This window comes from Mesorhizobium jarvisii (assembly GCF_003601985.1).
In the GTDB taxonomy this organism is placed as follows: Bacteria; Pseudomonadota; Alphaproteobacteria; order Rhizobiales; family Rhizobiaceae; genus Mesorhizobium; species Mesorhizobium jarvisii.
Genome location: NZ_QZXA01000010.1, coordinates 81434 through 98122, shown reverse-complemented (window position 1 = coordinate 98122; position 16689 = coordinate 81434). Strand labels below are relative to the sequence as shown.

The following is a 16689-nucleotide window of genomic DNA, read 5'->3' as shown; positions in this document are numbered from 1 at the left end:
TCGTGCCCGGGCAAATGCATTTCCGGCTAGAAGGCGCGGAAGGTGACGACCGTAAACGTGTCCTTGATGCCGGGGAGAATCTGCACCTTCTCGTTGACGAAATGGCCGACGTCTTCCTCGTCATCGACATAGAATTTGGCGAGCAGGTCGTAATTGCCGGCGGTGGAATAGATTTCCGAAGCGATCTCGGCATCGGCAAGCGCGCTGGCAACCTCATAGGATTTGCCTAACTCGCATTTGATCTGCACGAAAAACGCCTTCATGGCTTCGTCCCGCTAAACGTCCAAGTCCAAGCGGCCCTTCTGGCAGACTGGAGGCGGCCTTTCAAGCACTGGAATCCGCACTTAGCCGGCGCGGCCCCTGGCCACGGCCTCGCGCAGCTCCGCAACAGGCATGACATTCCGGTGGCGAATATTCGCAATCGGTGAAACCGGGATGCACCGCCAAGCGTATGTTATCGTGCGTGTTCGGACATCATTTTTGAGGGATCATTCCGAGGGACAACGGAGACAGGCCATGCGCCGCGCTTTTTTCGCATTCGCAGTCATTCCATTCCTCTTCATATCCTCGGCCTTTGCCGGCGATGCCGAAATCAAGGCAGGCCAGGCCGTCATCGACGGTCAGTTGAAGGCGCTGCTGGCCGATGACGGCGCCAAGGCCTACAGCTTTGCCGCCCCGAACGTGAAGCAGGTGTTCCCGACCGTCGATGCCTTCATGAACATGGTGACCAATGGCTACCCGCCGGTGCGCAAGCCACAGTCCTATGCCTTCGGCAAGGTCGAGCAGACAGGTCCGGGCTCGATTATCCAGCAGGTGCTGATCGTCGGACCCGACGGCAAGGATTACGAGGCGGTCTATACGCTGCAGCAGCAGCCCGACGGCACGTTCCAGATCACTGGCTGCAGCCTGCGCGCATCCAACTCGCTAAGCACCTGAGGTTCTACAGGACCGGTATATCGCCCCTCGCCCAGCCCTCTGATATCTCGGCTCCACGCGCCTCGAAGCTGCCGGTCTCGATCGCAGCGCGAATGTCCTGCATCAGCTTCTGATAGTAGGACAGGTTGTTCCAGGTGAGCAGCATAGCGCCCAGCGCCTCCTGCGAGCGCACCAGATGGTGCAGATAGGCGCGCGAATAATCGCGCGCCGCGGGACAATCGCTTTCCTCGTCCAGCGGGCGCGGGTCGTCGGCATGGCGAGCGTTGCGCAGATTGACCTTGCCGCGCCTGGTGTAGGCCAGGCCGTGCCGGCCGGCTCGCGTCGGCATCACGCAGTCGAACATATCGATGCCGCGCGCCACCGATTTCAGGATATCGTCAGGCGTGCCGACACCCATGAGATAGCGTGGCTTGTCCGCGGGCAGTTCGGGACAGGTGATGTCGAGCATTTCGAGCATCACCGCTTGCGGCTCGCCGACCGCCAGGCCGCCAACCGCATAGCCCTTCAAGCCCATCGCGCTCAGCGCCTGCGCCGAACGCACTCGAAGTGCTGCATTGTCACCGCCCTGCACGATGCCGAACATCGCCTTGCCCGGCTGGTCACCGAATGCCGTCTTGCAGCGCTCGGCCCAGCGCAGCGACAGTTCCATGGCGCGCTCGATCTCCTTCATCTCGGCCGGCAGTGCCGTGCATTCGTCGAGTTGCATCTGGATGTCGGAATCGAGCAGGCCCTGGATCTCGATCGAGCGCTCCGGCGACATTTCGTAGGGCGCGCCATCGATATGCGAGCGGAAGGTGACACCTTTTTCGGTCAGTTTCCTGAGCTTCGACAGCGACATCACCTGGAAACCGCCGCTGTCGGTCAGGATCGGATGCGGCCAGCGGGCGAATTCATGCAATCCGCCAAGCCGCGCGACACGCTCGGCGCCGGGCCGCAGCATCAGGTGATAGGTGTTGCCCAGGATGATGTCGGCGCCGACGCCACGCACCTGGTCCATATACATGGTCTTGACGGTGCCGCCGGTGCCGACCGGCATGAAGGCGGGCGTGCGGATTTCGCCGCGCGGCATGTCGATGACACCGCGCCGCGCCTTGCCGTCGATGGCAAGGACCTTGAAGCTGAACGGCTTAGCCATTGAATTCCTTGTCGTGGGTCGGCGCGTCAGGCGCCTGTCTGTCGAGCGACTGCCGATATTGGATGCAGCCGCGCATGAATTTAGGCCAGGGCGGAACGGCGATCGACGGCTCGGTCTTTTCAGGCAGCAGATCCCACAGATCGGGGTGATGCCAGCAGAGATCATGGCCTGACGTGTCGCGATGCGCGCGAATGCCGGCGCGCAGTTTCTTCACCTCGGCAATCAGGGCATCGCGATCAAGGGTCTGCAGGTCATCATCCATCGCTCATCTCCGGTCGATACAGCAGGCTTGCGTCTCCATAGGAGTAAAACCTGTAGCGGTTCGCGATGGCATGCGCATAGGCGGCGCGCATCGTATCGAGGCCGCTGAAGGCCGAAACCAACATGAACAGCGTCGAGCGCGGCAAGTGGAAATTGGTCATCAGCATGTCGGCGGTGCGAAAGCGATAGCCGGGCGTGATGAAGATGTCGGTCGGACCCGACCACGCAGGCACCGTATCGTCCTCGCGCGCCGCACTCTCCAGCAGGCGTAGCGAGGTCGTGCCGACGGCGATGATGCGCCCGCCCCTCGCCTTGGCCGCGTTCAGCGCATTGGCTGTTTCCCGGCTGACCGAACCGATCTCGGCATGCATCTTGTGGTCGGCGGTATCGTCGGCCTTGACCGGCAGGAACGTCCCGGCGCCGACATGCAAGGTCACGAAGTGGCGCTCGACGCCTTTGGCGTCAAGAGCCGCAAAAAGCTCCGGCGTGAAATGCAGGCCAGCGGTGGGCGCGGCAACCGCTCCTTCCTCCCTTGCATAAATCGTCTGGTAGTCGGCACGGTCGCGCTCGTCATCATCACGCTTCGAGGCGATGTAGGGCGGCAGCGGAATGTGGCCGACGGTATGCAGCGCCTCGTCGAGGAACGGCCCCGACAGGTCGAAGCCAAGCAAGGCCTCGCCGCCCTCGCCCTTCTCGATCACCGTGGCATCGAGTTGGCCGAGGAAGCAGGAATTGCCGTCATGGCCGAAATGGATGCGGTCGCCGGCGGCAATGCGCTTACCCGGCCGCATGAAGGCGAGCCACCGGTCCGGCGCCACGCGCATATGCAGCGTGGCCTCGACTTGCGCCTGTGCATCGCCGCGCCGCCTTATGCCTTTGAGCTGCGCCGGAATGACCTTGGTGTCGTTGAACACCAGCACGTCGCCGGCTCTGAGCAGGGATGGCAGGTCGCCGACTGTGCGGTCATCAAGCGCCTCCCCCTGTCTGACCACGAGCATCTTGGCGCTGTCGCGTGGCTCGGTGGGGCGAAGCGCGATACGCTCCTCCGGCAGGTCGAAGTCGAAGAGATCAACGCGCATCAGTAGAGCCGGATAAGCAGCGCTCCGGCCAAGAGCAGCACCGCGCCGGCGACACGGCCGAGCGAAATTTCACGCACCGCGACACCGAGGAAGCCGATGCGGTCGATGAGCATGCCGGCGAGCAACTGGCCGGCCACCAGGAACGCCATCAGCGCAGCGGCGCCGATGCGCGGCGTCAGGATTGTGGAAAGAGTGACATAGAAGCCGCCGAGCATGCCGCCGACAACGAACAGCCAGGGCGCCGGCGCCTTCCAGTCGAGCGAAATGCTTTGTAGCTTCATCACCGTAACGGCGATGATGCCGAGCACGATCGCGCCAGACAGAAACGAGAATGCAGCCGCCGCGACCGGGAGACCCAGGCCGCGCGCCAGCTGCGAATTGATCGGTGCCTGAATGGCAATGAAGGCGCCGGACAGGATGCCGAGAAGCGACCAGACGACGCCCATCATTGTCGTTTCGCCTTACTTGACGTCGGCCGCGACCTTCAGCGACACGATCTTGTCGGGATCGACGACCGGCTCGCCGCGCTTGATCTTGTCGACATTGTCCATGCCTTCGATGACCTGGCCCCAGACCGTGTACTGGCGGTTGAGGAAGGCGGCATCGTCGAAGCAGATGAAGAACTGCGAATTGGCCGAGTTCGGGTTCTGTGAACGGGCCATCGAGCAGGTGCCGCGGCCGTGGTTGGCGTTGGAGAACTCAGCCTTCAGGTCCGGCTTGTCCGAGCCGCCCATGCCCGCGCGCGACGGCGCGAAGGTGGGCTTCGAGGAATTGCCGAACTTCACGTCGCCGGTCTGCGCCATGAAGCCATCGATGACGCGGTGGAAAACCACGCCGTCATAGGCGCCTTCCCTGGCCAGTTCCTTGATGCGGGAGACATGGCCGGGGGCCAGATCGGGGAAAAGTTCGATGACGACCTTGCCCTTGGTCGTTTCCATGATGAGCGCGTTCTCGCGGTCCTTGATTTCGGCCATGTCAGATATCCTTTTGAGAAAACAGAAATTACTTGTCGGCGGCGATGCGCACCTTGATCATCCGGTCGGGGTCGGAGACCGTACCATTGTCCGCCTCGTCACCCTTCTTGATGTGGTCCACCAGTTCCATGCCGCTGACGACATTGCCGACGATGGTGTACTGGCCGTCGAGCGGCGGCGCCGGCGCGAACATGATGAAGAATTGCGAATTGGCGGAGTTCGGATCTTGCGAGCGGGCCATGCCGACCACGCCGCGCTTATAATGCTCGGTCTGCGAGAATTCGGCCGGCAGGTCAGGCAGGTCCGAACCGCCGGTGCCGACGGCCTGGGAGTTGAACCCCTTCTTCATGTTGCCGAACTTGACGTCGCCGGTCTGCGCCATGAAGCCGTCGATGACGCGGTGGAAAGCGACATTGTCATAGGCATGGTCACGCACGAGCTTCTTGATCTGCGCGACATGCTTGGGCGCCAGATCGGGCCGCAACGCGATGGTCACGTCGCCGTCCTTCAGCGTGATGATCATGGTGTTTTCGGGATCGGCGGCATAGGCCGAGACCGAGGCGGTCACAAGACCGGCAAGCACGACGAGGAACGAGGCGAGCCTTTTGAGCTGCATGAGGATTTTCTCCGGGCTTATTTCGCGAATTTTGCGGTGAGCGCGCCAGCAACAGCCGCCGGCACGAAGGGGCGTATGTCGCCGCCCATCGAGGCTATCTGGCGCACAAGTGTGGCGGTAATGGTGCGCACGGACGGGCTGGCGGGCAGAAAAACCGTCTGCAGCTCGGGCGCCATGGTTTCGTTCATGCCGGCCATCTGCATTTCGTAGTCAAGATCGGTGCCGTCGCGCAGGCCGCGGATCATGATCGAGGCGCCCTGCTTCCTGGCGGCCTCGATCACCAGCCCGTCGAAGGCAACGACCTTGATGCGAGCGCCATCGCGGCCGAATTCGGCCTTCGTGGCGGCTTCGATGAGTTGCACCCGCTCCTCGAAGGAAAACAATGGCTTCTTGCCCGGATGAATGCCGATCGCGGCATAGACGATGTCGGCCACGGCCAGCGACGCCTTCAGCACATCGAGATGGCCGTTGGTCAGCGGGTCGAAGGAGCCTGCGTAAAGTGCGGTGCGTTCAGTCATGGCAGGTGCTTCTAATGCATGATCCCAAAAAGTGGAAACCGGTTTTTGGAAAAGATCATGCTCAAATGAAAGCTAGAGCCTGTTCCATCTTCAGTCCACCAAGATGGAGCAGGCTCTAGCGACCCTCTCTCGCAAAGGCAAATCCGATCGGCGCGGAGCGCATGAACCTTTTCCAGCACATGAACGACAGATGAACACGCTGATCACGAAGCCTTCACGCAGCGTTCACTAGGTTGCACCTTAATAAGATGAAACCAAAATCCCATCTATCCGTTGTAAGGCGCAGGAGAACACGCAAATGCTGATCTACATGCTCGCCACCGCAATGACAGTCGCCATGCTGATCGCCACCGTATTCGGGCTGCATCAGGAGGCACAACGCATCCGCGTCAAGGCAACCACCAAGCGCTTCGAAGGCTTCGGCCCCCGCAAGCCGTATCGTCACTACTAAGTCAGTTCTGGACTTGCTGCCGCGCCGGCCGGTGGGCCGGCGTTGCTATGTCTGGACTTACTCAGCGCCGTCTGGGCCAGCGTCCGTCCCGGGAGCAGACTCCGCACCGCCCTCCATGGTCTCTTCGCTTTCCTCGTCCGATTGCGGCTCGGAAATCCGCTCGACCGAAACCACCTTCTCACCCTCGGCGGTATTGAAGATGGTCACGCCCTTTGTGGCGCGGCTGGCGAAACGGATGCCGTTGACCGGCACCCGGATGACCGTGCCGCCATCCGACACCAGCATGATCTGATCGTCATTGCCGACCGGGAAGGTCGCCACCAGCTGGCCGATCTCGGCCGTCTTCGACACGTCGGTGGCGCGGATGCCCTTGCCGCCGCGCCCAGTCAGGCGGAAATCGTAGGACGACGAGCGCTTGCCGTAGCCATACTCCGTTACCGTCAGCACGTACTGCTCATGCGCCTTGAGGAACTCGTAGCGCTCGTCGGAAAGCTCAGCCTCCTCGCCGACCTCTTCATTGGTCAGCGCGATCTCTTCCTCCTCACCGGCCGCGATGCCAGCGGCAGCCCGCCGTTCAGCCGCGGCTCGCTTGAGATAGGCGGCGCGTTCGGCGGGCGGCGCATCGACATGCTCGATCACCGACATAGAGATGATGCGGTCGGTCTCGGCCATGGTGATGCCGCGCACGCCGACGGAATTGCGACTCTGGAAGACGCGAACATCGCCGACCGAGAAGCGGATGCACTGGCCGGAGCTGGCGGTCAAAAGCACGTCGTCATTGTCGGTGCAGGTCTCGACGCCGAGGATTTCGTCGCCTTCCTCCTCCAGCTTCATGGCGATCTTGCCATTGCGGTTGACCTGGACGAAATCGGACAGCTTGTTGCGGCGCACGGTGCCGCGCGTGGTGGCGAACATCACGTCGAGTTCGCCCCAGCTGGTCTCGTCCTCGGGCAGCGGCATGATGGTGGTGATGCGCTCGCCCTGCTCGAGCGGCAGCATGTTGATCAGCGCCTTGCCGCGTGACTGCGGGTTGCCGATCGGCAGCCGCCAGACCTTTTCCTTGTAGACGATGCCGCGCGAGGAGAAGAACAGCACCGGCGTGTGCGTGTTGGCCACGAACAGCCTTGTGACAAAATCCTCTTCCTTGGTCGACATGCCGGAGCGGCCCTTGCCGCCGCGGCGCTGCGCCCGGTAGAGCGACAGCGGCACGCGCTTGATATAGCCGGAATGGCTCACCGTCACGACCATGTCCTCGCGCTGGATCAGGTCCTCGTCTTCCATATCCGCGCCGCCGTCGGTGAGCTCGGTGCGGCGTGGCGTGCCGAACTCGTCGCGCACGGCGGCAAGCTCGTCCTTGACGATCTGCTGGACACGCGCCCGGGACGACAAAATGTCCAGATAATCAACGATTTCGGCGCCGATCGTGTTCAACTCGTCGGCGATCTCGTCGCGGCCGAGCGCGGTCAGGCGCTGCAGACGCAGTTCGAGGATGGCGCGCGCCTGTTCCTCGGACAGATTGTAGGTGCCATCCTCATTGATGCGGTGGCGCGGATCGTCGATCAAAAGGATCAGCGATTCGACATCACCCGCGGGCCAGCGTCGCTCCATCAACTGCTCGCGCGCCGTCTGCGGATCCGGCGCGGTGCGGATCAGCTTGATGACCTCGTCGATATTGGCGACGGCGATGGCAAGACCCACCAACACATGGGCGCGGTCGCGCGCCTTGCGCAGCAGGAATTTCGTCCGCCTTGTGATGACCTCTTCGCGGAAGGAGACGAACGCCTTCAGCATGTCGGTCAGGGTCAGCAGTTCCGGCTTGCCGCCATTCAGCGCCACCATATTGGCGCCGAAAGAGGTCTGCAGCGGGGTGAAGCGGTAAAGCTGGTTGAGGATGACGTCGGCGACGGCGTCGCGCTTCAGCTCGATAACGACGCGATAGCCCTGGCGGTCGCTTTCGTCGCGGATGTCGGAAATGCCTTCGATGCGCTTGTCGCGCACCAGTTCCGCCATCTTCTCGATCATCGAGGCCTTGTTCACCTGGTAGGGGACCTCGGTGATGATGATCGATTCACGGTCATTGCCGCGCTGTTCGATGTTGACCTTGCCGCGCATGACGATCGAGCCACGGCCCGTAGAATAGGCGCTGTAGATGCCGGAGCGGCCAAGCACGATGCCGCCGGTCGGGAAATCGGGGCCAGGAATGATCTCCATCAGCGCCGGCAGGTCGATCGCCGGATTGTCGATGATGGCGATGGCGCCGTTGCAGACTTCGCCCAGATTGTGCGGCGGGATGTTGGTGGCCATGCCGACGGCGATGCCGCCGGAGCCGTTGACCAGCAGATTGGGAAAGCGCGCCGGCAGAACCTTCGGTTCGGTGTCCGAGGCATCATAAGTCTCCTGGAAATCGACCGTGTCCTTGTCGATGTCCTCCAGAAGCTCATGCGCGACCTTGGTCAGCCGCGATTCGGTGTAGCGCATGGCCGCCGGCGGGTCGCCGTCGATCGAGCCGAAATTGCCCTGCCCGTCGATCAGCGGCACGCGCAGCGACCAGTCCTGCGCCATGCGCACCAAGGCGTCATAGATCGAGGCGTCGCCATGCGGATGGTATTTACCCATCACGTCGGCGACCGGGCGGGCCGACTTCACATATTTGTGGTTCCAGTGGTAACCGCTCTCATGCGCAGCATAGAGAATGCGGCGATGCACGGGCTTCAGGCCGTCGCGCACATCAGGCAGCGCACGGCTGACGATCACGCTCATGGCGTAAGAAAGATAGGAGCTCTGCATCTCCTCGATGATGGAGATCGGCTCGATGCCGGTGGGGCCGCCGTCGGCGCCGCGCGGTGTCTTTTGGTCGGTCAAATCGGATCACAATCTAATCAGGAATCACTGACCGCTTATATAGGAAGCAAGGCCGAAACTCCAATGTCCGCGGCACTTTTCCAGTGTCATTTTTGGTGGTAATTTCAAAAGGATACCACTGATTGCGACGATATGGCCACAACGCTTTTCGCCGCCACAAGGCAAAAGCCGGCAATGGACCAACTTTCCCACGCGAAAGCCGCAAGCGCCATGAGTTGGCGCCGGTGGCTGCCTTTGCAGGCGCTGAGCGGCTGGCAGCTCCGGGATCTCAATGGTGATCTGATCGCCGGCCTGACATTGGCGGCGATCGCCATTCCCGAGCAGATGGCAACGGCCCGGCTCGGCGGCTTTGCCCCCGAGATCGGTTTTTTCGCTTTTGTCGCCGGTTCGGTGGCGTTTGCCCTGTTTGGCGCCAATCGTCACCTCTCGGTTGGCGCGGATTCGACCATCACGCCGCTGTTCGCCGGCAGCCTGGCGCTGCTCGCCACATCCGGCTCGCCGCATTATCTGGCACTGGCGGCCATGCTGGCGTTGATGGTCGGGCTGATCGTAACCTTGAGCGGCGTCTTTCGCCTCGGCTGGATCGCCGATCTCCTGTCGGTGCCGGTTACGACAGGTTTTTTGGCCGGCATCGCAGTCCATATCATCGTCTCACAGATGCCCGGACTGCTCGGCCTGCCTGCCGAGAGTGGAGAAACCTTGCGGCGTGTCGGCGAGATTGCCGGCAATCTCCATCTCACCAATCCCTGGAGCCTGGGGCTCGGCCTCGGCGTGTTCGCGATCGTGTTCTGTTCGGAACGGATCAGCGCCCGCATCCCAGGCGCCCTGATCGGCATGGTGCTTGCCACGATTGCGGTCGTCGTCTTCGGCCTCAGGAATCACGGCGTCGAGGTGCTTGGCGCTCTGCCAAACGGCCTGCCGGGCGCCTATTTGCCGGTGACGAGCCTCGGCGATGTGCAAGCGCTCGTTCCGCTGGCGCTGCTGATCGCCATTGTCGTCATGGTGCAGACGGCCGCCACCTCGCGGTCCTTCGCCTCGCAACAGGACGCCTCGCCCAACGTCAACCGCGATTTCGTCGGCGTCGGCGCCGGCAGCATTTTGTCGAGCCTGTTCGGCGCCTTTGCCGTCAATGCCAGCCCGCCGCGTACAGCCATCGTCTCCCAGTCGGGTGGCCGCTCTCAACTGTCCGGCCTCACTGCCGCGGCCATCGTGCTGGCGCTCGGTGCCTTTGGCGGCGCCCTGCTCGCCAATGTTCCGCAGGCCGCCTTGGCCGGGGTCCTGATGTTCGTTGCCCAGCACATATTGCGCTGGAAGGTGTTCGCCGGCGTCTATCGACAAGCGCCGGTCGAATTCGTGTTGATCCTGGTCACCATGGCGGCAATCGTCGTGTTGCCGATCGCAACCGGCGTGGCGGTGGGCATCGGCCTGTCGCTGCTGCATGGCATATGGAGCGCGACGCGCACGGAGCCTATCGAGCTCGAACAGGTGCCGGGCACGTCCGTCTGGTGGCCTCCGGCCAAGCCCAGCGCTGGCGAACAACTCCCGGGAGTGCTGGTCGCGGCCTTCCAGGCGCCACTGTCCTTCGTCAATGCCGATCGCTTCAAGCGCGGCGTTTGCGACCTTGTCGATGCCAGGGACGAAACCGTGAAACTGGTCGTGCTGGAGGCCAGCAACATCGTCGAAATCGACTACACCGCCGCGCAGGCCCTGATCGACACCATCCTTCATTGCCGCAAGGCGGGCGCGGTCTTTGCCATAGCGCGGCTGGAATCGCTGCGCGCCCAGGCGGCGCTGGCGCGGTTCGGCATTGCTGAAATGGTGGGCCCGCAACGTATATTCCACAGCGTCGACGCGGCGATCAAATCACTTAGTCCGGGAAAACAGCAGCAGCAAGGACAGGATGGAGTGTCATGATCGACCCGCGAGAACCCATTGTCACGCCGGTTCCCGTCGAGGAATTGAGGCCGACGCAGATAACGGTCGGCATGCGGGAAGTTGCGTTGAAGCGCCAGATGATCCGGGAGCAGGACGCCAAGAAGAAGACCGGCGCTTTTCTCGGCAAACACATGGTGCCGGTCGTGTTGGGTCCCAAGAATCGCAACTACGTCACCGATCACCATCACCTCGCTCGCGCCCTGCTCGAGGAAGGCGTCAAGGACGTGCTTGTGACCGTGATCAGCGACCTGTCCGCGCTCGACAAGGACACGTTTCTTTTCGTGCTCGATAACAGAGGCTGGATGCACCCGTTCGACGAGAGCGGCCGGCGCCGCGATTACTCGGCTATTCCCAAGACAATCGGCGAACTGATCGATGATCCTTACCGGAGCATGGCAGGCGAACTGCGCCGGATGGGCGGCTTTGCCAAGGACACGACGCCGTTCAGCGAATTCATCTGGGCGGATTTCCTCCGTCGGCGCATCGATCGCAACGCGGTTGCGAAGAACTTCGACAAGGCGATGAAAGAGGCACTCAGCCTGGCCAAGGGCAAGGACGCGGACTATCTGCCGGGCTGGTGCGGCCCGACCTCGGACTGAGCCTGCCTCGGCCTAATGCATGTCGCCCAAAAGTGACCTCGGTTTTGGGAGAACGACATGCATAAAGACAAAACCTAAAGCGCGTCTCGACGCGCTTTAGGCGCGCGTATGACGATGCGGCCCGATCGGCTGGCGCGATAATCGCCCGGCGTCTGACCCATGACCCGTCGAAACCGGCGGTTGAACGTCGACAGGTCGTTGAAGCCAGCGTCGAAGGCGATCGCCGAGATCGCGTCGGCGGACAGGCGCAGCCGCAATGCCGCACGGTGCAGGCGGGTCTTCAGCAGGAACTGGTAGGGCGTCATGCCGGCGACCTGCCGGAAAATGCGCAAGAAATGATAGGGACTGGTCGCCGTCTCATCCGCCAGTGTCGACAGCGAAACCGGCCCGTCGGCATCCAGTTCTATCCGCCGCACGGCTTCGGCCACGCGTTTCTGATCGCGGCGGCTAGGTCCGCGCCTAGTGGATGTGGCGCCGGAAACCGTGGCCACAGCCGCGGCGGCAATGCGCAGGGAAAGTTCCTCGAAGGCACCCTTGTCGGCCATTTCGCGCGCGGCCTCCGCCTCGGCCAGCAAAGGCGCCAGGGCCGGCAAGGGCGGCAGGCGCGGCGCTTCGAAGGCAAGCGTGCTCGCGCCCGGCACACCGGCGATGATCCGTTCCATGTAGACAGGCTTGAAATGGAACGAGAGACAGCGGTCGCCGCTGCCATGTTCGTGCCCGCATTCATAGCAGGTGCCGGAATTGCCGAGCAGCAGCGCGCCGGGCGCCATCATGCCCGTTCCCTGCTGCGCGCGGTAGCGGAACGTGCCGCTGGTGACCGCCGCGATACAGAAATCCCGATGGGCCTCCTCGAACGGCCGGTCGCCCGCGCCGGCCGTGCAGATCACATCCGCCACATGCCAGCCGGGTCCGGATGCGAGAGTGCGGGTCGTCGCTGTCATGGCCGAAATATAGCAATTTTTCCCAAGCCCAGAACCCCGTCAGCGCCTACTCCTCGCGGTCTCCTGACAGAAAGAGACCGCAGTCATGTTTGACCCCTTTGCCGAAGCCCTGCACAGTCCCGGTCCGATCGGCGGGCTTGCCGAAAAACTGGACCTTTACGGCCGCTTCGTCGGCGCCTGGACTTTCGACGCCTCGCGCCACCTCGAGGATGGCACCGTGCTGACCGGGCGTGGCGAGGTGCATTTCGGCTGGGTGCTCGAGGGCCGCGCCATCCAGGACGTCTGGATCCTGCCCGCACGGAACATCGGTTCCCAGCCGTCCCTCGGCAAGTGGACGTTCTACGGCACGACGCTTCGGATCTATGATCCCGGCGCGGACGCCTGGCACATTTTCTGGAGCGATCCGCGCAATCAATATTTCAGCCGCCAGCTCGGCCGGGCCGAGGGCGACGCGATTGTGCAGGTCGGCGCCGACGGCACCGGTTCCTCGGTGCGCTGGAGCTTTTCGCGGATCACCGAAAATTCCTTCCGCTGGCTCGGCGAGCGCTCGCACGACAATGGCGCGACATGGCGGCTGGAGGTCGAGTTCCTGGCGCGGCGCGTTGCAACAGCCTGAACCAGCAACCTCTTGTAACGATAGGGAAAACCATGTTCGATCATATCTCGATCGGCATCCGCGACGCCATTTCCTGATTGTACGCATGAGAAATCCCTTCCGCCCGGCCCGCGCGGGCAGATTCCATGTCGAACTTTTCAGAAATGGCGAGCTGGCTTGGCCGGCCCCATTGTGAAAAAGAAACTGCTGAGACGACGCGCGTATTGAATCGGCGACGGGCGACGATATAGGGTCGCCCAAGGCAGGGTTTTTCTCCAATGGCCAAGAACGCCGAGATTGAAATTCTGCGCGCGATCTCCATCCTCATGGTGATCACTGCGCACGTTCCGTTCATACTGGCTTGGGAATCGGCGTATTGGTGGCCTGTATTCAGGGTAGCTAATTTTTGGGCTGGCGTGGATATCTTCTTCGCGATATCGGGATTTGTGGTCACTGCCACGCTACTGCGCCATATCCGGTCTGAAACGCCCCTCATCGCCTTGAAGTCGTTTTGGATCCGGCGTTTCTTTCGTCTCGCCCCGCTTTCCTGGATGACCTTGGCTCTCTCGATAGTGTTGGCCGCCACCTGGAACGGGTTCGGCTTTTTCGGCAGCCCGCAGAACAATTTCTACGACGCCGTGGCGGTTGTGATCTACGTCCAGAACTGGCACTTTTTCCAATGCCTGTCAGCCGGCTGGAAGACATGCGGCATCAACCTTCATTTTTGGTCGCTGTCCTTGGAAGAACAGTTCTATATCGCCCTTCCGCTGGTGTTCATCTTCTCGCGTAAATGGCTTGCAGCGATCTGTGCTCTCCTCATCGTCATCCAGTTTCCGCTTTACCGACCCAACACCTCATGGCTTTGGATCACGCGGACCGATGCCATCTCATGGGGCGTCCTCATCGCGCTGTTTTCGCAGCATGCCGACTATTGGCGACTGGCTCCCACCATCTTTCGCCACCGCCACATCGGTCTTCTCTTCGCGGCGCTCGCCATCACCGCCATTTGTTTCCTGTCGGGCGGACTGATCGTTTCGTTCTATGTCGGGTTGATAGCTCTGCTGGCTGGCTCTCTGGTCTGGATCGCCTCTTATGATCGAGGCTACCTGTTCCGAAACGCGGAAAACCAACGTCTGCTGCTTTGGATCGGCAAGCGCTCCTATGCCATCTACCTTTTCCACTCCATAGCCTTCAGGCTGGTCAAAGAGGGCTGCGCCCGCTACGCCGGCAGTGCGGAAGCCATCCGGAACTCGGCGCATTCCGTCGTTATTCTGGCGGGGGGGCTCATCCTCACCGCCGCCATCGCCGAGATCGCGTGCCGCCTCATCGAAGCCCCATTCCAGACAAAGGGACGAGCCATGGCGCAGCGGATAGTTGCGCCAACGACTGTTGCCGTCCCGACTTAATTTCAGGGCCTAACGGCCGCACCGTTGTTATCGCCGATTGGCCGGCATCGGAGGAATCTGTCTGCCTTGGCGACCCGGACGGCTATCGCCTGGACGCCTATTGCAGCGCTGCCGGCTAACCCTGTTGAGCTCCGCAGTTTCGCAGTCAAGACAGTTCCCACCGACCGGGCTTTGCTCTACCAATGCGAAGGCGGGCTCGGCCCGGCGGGAGGGTCAGCGATGCCGAGTTTCGACAGCCTGTTCAATGCCTTCGTCACCATTCTCGTGACCATCGATCCGCCGGGGCTAGCGCCGCTGTTCCTCGCCGTGACGCGCGGCATGAACCGCGAGGAGCGCCAGCAGGTTTCGGTCCGCGCCTCGGTCATCGGCTTCCTGGTGATGGCGCTGTTCGCGGTTGCCGGCGCCTCGATCCTGTCGGTGTTCGGCATCACGCTGCCGGCTTTCCGCGTCGCCGGCGGGTTCCTGCTGTTCTTCATCGCCTTCGAAATGGTCTTCGAGCGGCGGCAGGACCGCAAGGAGAAGATCGGCGACGTCGCCATCACCAAGGACATGATCCACAACATCGCCGCCTTCCCGCTGGCGATCCCGCTGATCGCCGGTCCCGGCGCGATTTCGGCGACGGTTCTGCTTTCCGGCTCGTTTCAGGGCTTTGCCGCGCAGACAGCACTTGTCGGCATCATCTTCGTCTGCCTCGCCATCACCTACCTGGTGTTCGTGCTGTCGGAACGCATCGACCGCATCCTCGGCCAGACCGGCCGCTCGATCCTGACCCGCCTGCTCGGCGTCATCCTGGCCGCACTGGCGGTGCAGTTCGTGGCCGACGGCATCAAGGCGCTGATGGCGGGGTGAGGTTGGGAATGGCTGTCGATCCCAGGATTGTCGAACTGGAGTTGGCATTGCTGAAGGCGCCAACCCGCTCTGATCCGCGTTTTCTTGACGCCGTTCTCGACGACAGCATGATCGAGTTCGGCAAATCCGGTTTCGAATATGACAAACGATCGATCCTGGCGGCGCTGACGGATTCGAGGAACAGCCAGCGCCCGACGATCATTTGGAGATGACCGATATCAGAGCGGTTCAACTGGCTCCGGAGGTCGTGCTTCTCACCTATCGCCTGCGACCCAGAGCAGAAAACGCAGTCGCGTCGTTACGCAGTTCTATCTGGAAACATTGTGACGGGAATTGGCGACTGGTGTTCCACCAGGGAACTCGTGCAGCTTCGACAGCCTCATGAGTCAGGCAGGTGATTCCAAGTAAGTGCCGCCTGCCCTACTTCGCCGCCGTATCAATCACTTCAAAATCATGCGTGATCGTGGCCGTCTTGGCCATCATGGCGGAGGCCGAGCAGTATTTTTCGATCGAAAGATTGATCGCGCGCTGAACCTTGTCGGACGACAACGCGCGGCCCCTGACGATGAAATGCATATGGATGCGGGTGAACACCTTTGGGTCGGTCTCGGCCCGATCGGCGTCGAGTTCGACGATGCAGTCCTCGACCGCCTCGCGACCCTTTTCCAGTATATGAACGACATCATAGGCCGAGCAGCCGCCGGTGCCGATCAGCACCAGCTCCATCGGGCTCGGACCCGGCGTCTTGCCTTCAGGGCCAGGTGCCGTTCCCAGCACCACCTTGTGGCCGCTGCCGGACTCGCCGATGAAGGTGCGCTCTTCGACCCACTTTATCCGTGCCTTCACCGCTTTGTCCTTTCAGTCCTTTGATCCCAAATCAACAATGCAAAACCCCGAAAGTCCATGCGGGACCCTCGGGGCGTATCGATCACACGCCGTTTGGTTGCTTTCGATCAGAAGGGGATCTCGTCGTCCAGTTCGCGCGACGAACCGCCGCCACCGCCGCCCCTGGGGGCGCCGCCGCCACGGTTGAAGCTCTCGTTCGGGCTGGACTGGCCGAAATCGGAACCGCGGCTGCTGCCGCCGCCGGAATAACCACCGACCTGGCCGCCCTCACCCTGGCGTCCGTCGAGCATCTGCAGTTCGCCGCGGAATCTCTGCAGCACGACTTCCGTCGTGTACTTGTCAGCGCCGGTCTGGTCCTGCCATTTGCGCGTCTGCAGCTGGCCCTCGACATAGACCTTCATGCCCTTCTTCAGATACTGCTCGGCCACCTTGGCGATGCCCTCATTGAAGATGACGACATTGTGCCACTCGGTCTTTTCCTTGCGCTCGCCGGAATTCTTGTCGCGCCAGCTTTCCGACGTGGCGATACGGATGTTGACGACCGGCTCGCCCGAGTTCAGGCGGCGGATTTCAGGGTCCGCGCCGAGATTGCCGACCAGAATGACCTTATTGACGCTACCCGCCATGATTTTTCTCCGCGCTCATCCGAGAAACAAATTTTTGTCGCAGCACCTTACAGGCTACGA

Annotated in this window: 20 protein-coding genes; 8 read left to right on the top strand and 12 right to left on the bottom strand. The window is 62.1% G+C overall.

The features are described from left to right. Positions 1-26 precede the first annotated feature (26 nt). A complete protein-coding gene (locus D3242_RS24520) occupies positions 27-263 on the bottom strand; it encodes an Lrp/AsnC family transcriptional regulator (protein WP_010909609.1) in 237 nt (78 codons plus the stop codon). A 253-nt stretch (positions 264-516) separates the two neighbouring features. Between D3242_RS24520 and D3242_RS24515 the strand changes: the two genes are divergently transcribed. Continuing rightward, the gene (locus D3242_RS24515; protein ID WP_027046864.1) at positions 517-936 is read left to right on the top strand and encodes a DUF4864 domain-containing protein; all 420 of its coding nucleotides are present in this window, start codon (positions 517-519) and stop codon (positions 934-936) included. A gap of 4 nt (positions 937-940) precedes the next feature. On the opposite strand, the gene tgt is transcribed toward D3242_RS24515, so the two are convergent. The 7 genes from tgt to coaD all read right to left on the bottom strand — a co-directional run bounded on the left by tgt (position 941) and on the right by coaD (position 5519). Next, on the bottom strand, positions 941-2071 hold the full coding sequence (tgt, locus tag D3242_RS24510; RefSeq protein WP_064985625.1) for a tRNA guanosine(34) transglycosylase Tgt: 1131 nt from the start codon (positions 2069-2071) through the stop codon (positions 941-943). Continuing rightward, entirely contained in the window at positions 2064-2333 is a 270-nt protein-coding gene (locus D3242_RS24505; RefSeq protein ID WP_064985627.1) for a hypothetical protein, read from the bottom strand. Before D3242_RS24505 ends, tgt begins: the two co-directional genes overlap by 8 nt. Next, complete coding sequence (gene queA / locus D3242_RS24500) at positions 2326-3411, bottom strand: tRNA preQ1(34) S-adenosylmethionine ribosyltransferase-isomerase QueA (RefSeq protein ID WP_064985629.1); 1086 nt, start codon at positions 3409-3411, stop codon at positions 2326-2328. The genes D3242_RS24505 and queA overlap by 8 nt, the downstream gene beginning before the upstream one ends. Next, the gene (locus D3242_RS24495) at positions 3411-3860 is read right to left on the bottom strand and encodes a DMT family transporter (RefSeq protein WP_019858280.1); all 450 of its coding nucleotides are present in this window, start codon (positions 3858-3860) and stop codon (positions 3411-3413) included. The genes queA and D3242_RS24495 overlap by 1 nt, the downstream gene beginning before the upstream one ends. A gap of 12 nt (positions 3861-3872) precedes the next feature. Beyond that, entirely contained in the window at positions 3873-4385 is a 513-nt protein-coding gene (locus D3242_RS24490) for a peptidylprolyl isomerase (protein WP_019858281.1), read from the bottom strand. 28 nt (positions 4386-4413) lie between these two features. Continuing rightward, a complete protein-coding gene (locus D3242_RS24485) occupies positions 4414-4908 on the bottom strand; it encodes a peptidylprolyl isomerase (protein ID WP_010909616.1) in 495 nt (164 codons plus the stop codon). 110 nt (positions 4909-5018) lie between these two features. After that, on the bottom strand, positions 5019-5519 hold the full coding sequence (gene coaD, locus D3242_RS24480) for a pantetheine-phosphate adenylyltransferase (RefSeq protein WP_019858283.1): 501 nt from the start codon (positions 5517-5519) through the stop codon (positions 5019-5021). A gap of 298 nt (positions 5520-5817) precedes the next feature. Between coaD and D3242_RS24475 the strand changes: the two genes are divergently transcribed. Next, entirely contained in the window at positions 5818-5970 is a 153-nt protein-coding gene (locus tag D3242_RS24475; protein ID WP_019858284.1) for a hypothetical protein, read from the top strand. A gap of 57 nt (positions 5971-6027) precedes the next feature. On the opposite strand, the gene gyrA is transcribed toward D3242_RS24475, so the two are convergent. Then, complete coding sequence (gene gyrA, locus D3242_RS24470; RefSeq protein WP_064985631.1) at positions 6028-8832, bottom strand: DNA gyrase subunit A; 2805 nt, start codon at positions 8830-8832, stop codon at positions 6028-6030. A gap of 174 nt (positions 8833-9006) precedes the next feature. Between gyrA and D3242_RS24465 the strand changes: the two genes are divergently transcribed. Together D3242_RS24465 and D3242_RS24460 are read left to right on the top strand one after the other, a co-directional pair. Continuing rightward, positions 9007-10746 (top strand): SulP family inorganic anion transporter, encoded by a 1740-nt coding sequence (locus D3242_RS24465; protein ID WP_223217728.1) that lies wholly within the window; start codon positions 9007-9009, stop codon positions 10744-10746. Then, positions 10743-11366, top strand: a complete 624-nt coding sequence (locus D3242_RS24460) for a ParB-like protein (protein ID WP_010909621.1) — start codon at positions 10743-10745, stop codon at positions 11364-11366. Before D3242_RS24465 ends, D3242_RS24460 begins: the two co-directional genes overlap by 4 nt. Positions 11367-11440: 74 nt before the next feature. Here D3242_RS24460 and D3242_RS24455 read toward each other — a convergent pair whose 3' ends face one another. Continuing rightward, positions 11441-12307 (bottom strand): helix-turn-helix transcriptional regulator, encoded by an 867-nt coding sequence (locus D3242_RS24455; RefSeq protein ID WP_064985633.1) that lies wholly within the window; start codon positions 12305-12307, stop codon positions 11441-11443. Positions 12308-12392: 85 nt separating this feature from the next. Here D3242_RS24455 and D3242_RS24450 point away from each other — a divergent pair, with 85 nt between their 5' ends. The 4 genes from D3242_RS24450 to D3242_RS34020 all read left to right on the top strand — a co-directional run bounded on the left by D3242_RS24450 (position 12393) and on the right by D3242_RS34020 (position 15369). Beyond that, the gene (locus D3242_RS24450; protein ID WP_064985635.1) at positions 12393-12923 is read left to right on the top strand and encodes a hypothetical protein; all 531 of its coding nucleotides are present in this window, start codon (positions 12393-12395) and stop codon (positions 12921-12923) included. 257 nt (positions 12924-13180) lie between these two features. Next, entirely contained in the window at positions 13181-14308 is a 1128-nt protein-coding gene (locus D3242_RS24445) for an acyltransferase family protein (RefSeq protein WP_081296200.1), read from the top strand. A gap of 219 nt (positions 14309-14527) precedes the next feature. After that, positions 14528-15157 carry a MarC family protein gene (locus tag D3242_RS24440; protein ID WP_019858292.1) on the top strand — a complete coding sequence of 210 codons (630 nt, stop codon included), beginning with the start codon at positions 14528-14530 and terminating at the stop codon, positions 15155-15157. Positions 15158-15165: 8 nt separating this feature from the next. Further along, positions 15166-15369 carry a nuclear transport factor 2 family protein gene (locus D3242_RS34020; protein WP_223217727.1) on the top strand — a complete coding sequence of 68 codons (204 nt, stop codon included), beginning with the start codon at positions 15166-15168 and terminating at the stop codon, positions 15367-15369. Between the two features lie 208 nt (positions 15370-15577). On the opposite strand, the gene D3242_RS24430 is transcribed toward D3242_RS34020, so the two are convergent. Both D3242_RS24430 and D3242_RS24425 read right to left on the bottom strand, forming a co-directional pair. After that, complete coding sequence (locus D3242_RS24430; RefSeq protein ID WP_019858295.1) at positions 15578-16003, bottom strand: OsmC family protein; 426 nt, start codon at positions 16001-16003, stop codon at positions 15578-15580. Between the two features lie 107 nt (positions 16004-16110). Next, positions 16111-16629, bottom strand: coding sequence for a single-stranded DNA-binding protein (locus D3242_RS24425; RefSeq protein WP_064985641.1), 519 nt, complete (start codon positions 16627-16629; stop codon positions 16111-16113). Between the last annotated feature and the right edge of the window lie 60 nt (positions 16630-16689).

What these genes read in the sequence shown, in the direction of transcription:
- D3242_RS24445 (WP_081296200.1), top strand. Translation starts at nt 13,181, where the DNA reads ATGGCCAAGAACGCCGAGATTGAAATTCTGCGCGCGATCTCCATCCTC.
- D3242_RS24455 (WP_064985633.1), bottom strand. Translation starts at nt 12,307, where the DNA reads ATGACAGCGACGACCCGCACTCTCGCATCCGGACCCGGCTGGCATGTG.
- coaD (WP_019858283.1), bottom strand. Translation starts at nt 5,519, where the DNA reads ATGACTGAACGCACCGCACTTTACGCAGGCTCCTTCGACCCGCTGACC.
- D3242_RS24450 (WP_064985635.1), top strand. Translation starts at nt 12,393, where the DNA reads ATGTTTGACCCCTTTGCCGAAGCCCTGCACAGTCCCGGTCCGATCGGC.
- D3242_RS24515 (WP_027046864.1), top strand. Translation starts at nt 517, where the DNA reads ATGCGCCGCGCTTTTTTCGCATTCGCAGTCATTCCATTCCTCTTCATA.
- D3242_RS24440 (WP_019858292.1), top strand. Translation starts at nt 14,528, where the DNA reads ATGCCGAGTTTCGACAGCCTGTTCAATGCCTTCGTCACCATTCTCGTG.
- D3242_RS24485 (WP_010909616.1), bottom strand. Translation starts at nt 4,908, where the DNA reads ATGATCATCACGCTGAAGGACGGCGACGTGACCATCGCGTTGCGGCCC.
- D3242_RS34020 (WP_223217727.1), top strand. Translation starts at nt 15,166, where the DNA reads ATGGCTGTCGATCCCAGGATTGTCGAACTGGAGTTGGCATTGCTGAAG.
- D3242_RS24505 (WP_064985627.1), bottom strand. Translation starts at nt 2,333, where the DNA reads ATGGATGATGACCTGCAGACCCTTGATCGCGATGCCCTGATTGCCGAG.
- D3242_RS24490 (WP_019858281.1), bottom strand. Translation starts at nt 4,385, where the DNA reads ATGGCCGAAATCAAGGACCGCGAGAACGCGCTCATCATGGAAACGACC.
- D3242_RS24465 (WP_223217728.1), top strand. Translation starts at nt 9,007, where the DNA reads ATGGACCAACTTTCCCACGCGAAAGCCGCAAGCGCCATGAGTTGGCGC.
- D3242_RS24425 (WP_064985641.1), bottom strand. Translation starts at nt 16,629, where the DNA reads ATGGCGGGTAGCGTCAATAAGGTCATTCTGGTCGGCAATCTCGGCGCG.
- D3242_RS24460 (WP_010909621.1), top strand. Translation starts at nt 10,743, where the DNA reads ATGATCGACCCGCGAGAACCCATTGTCACGCCGGTTCCCGTCGAGGAA.
- D3242_RS24495 (WP_019858280.1), bottom strand. Translation starts at nt 3,860, where the DNA reads ATGATGGGCGTCGTCTGGTCGCTTCTCGGCATCCTGTCCGGCGCCTTC.
- tgt (WP_064985625.1), bottom strand. Translation starts at nt 2,071, where the DNA reads ATGGCTAAGCCGTTCAGCTTCAAGGTCCTTGCCATCGACGGCAAGGCG.
- D3242_RS24520 (WP_010909609.1), bottom strand. Translation starts at nt 263, where the DNA reads ATGAAGGCGTTTTTCGTGCAGATCAAATGCGAGTTAGGCAAATCCTAT.
- queA (WP_064985629.1), bottom strand. Translation starts at nt 3,411, where the DNA reads ATGCGCGTTGATCTCTTCGACTTCGACCTGCCGGAGGAGCGTATCGCG.
- D3242_RS24475 (WP_019858284.1), top strand. Translation starts at nt 5,818, where the DNA reads ATGCTGATCTACATGCTCGCCACCGCAATGACAGTCGCCATGCTGATC.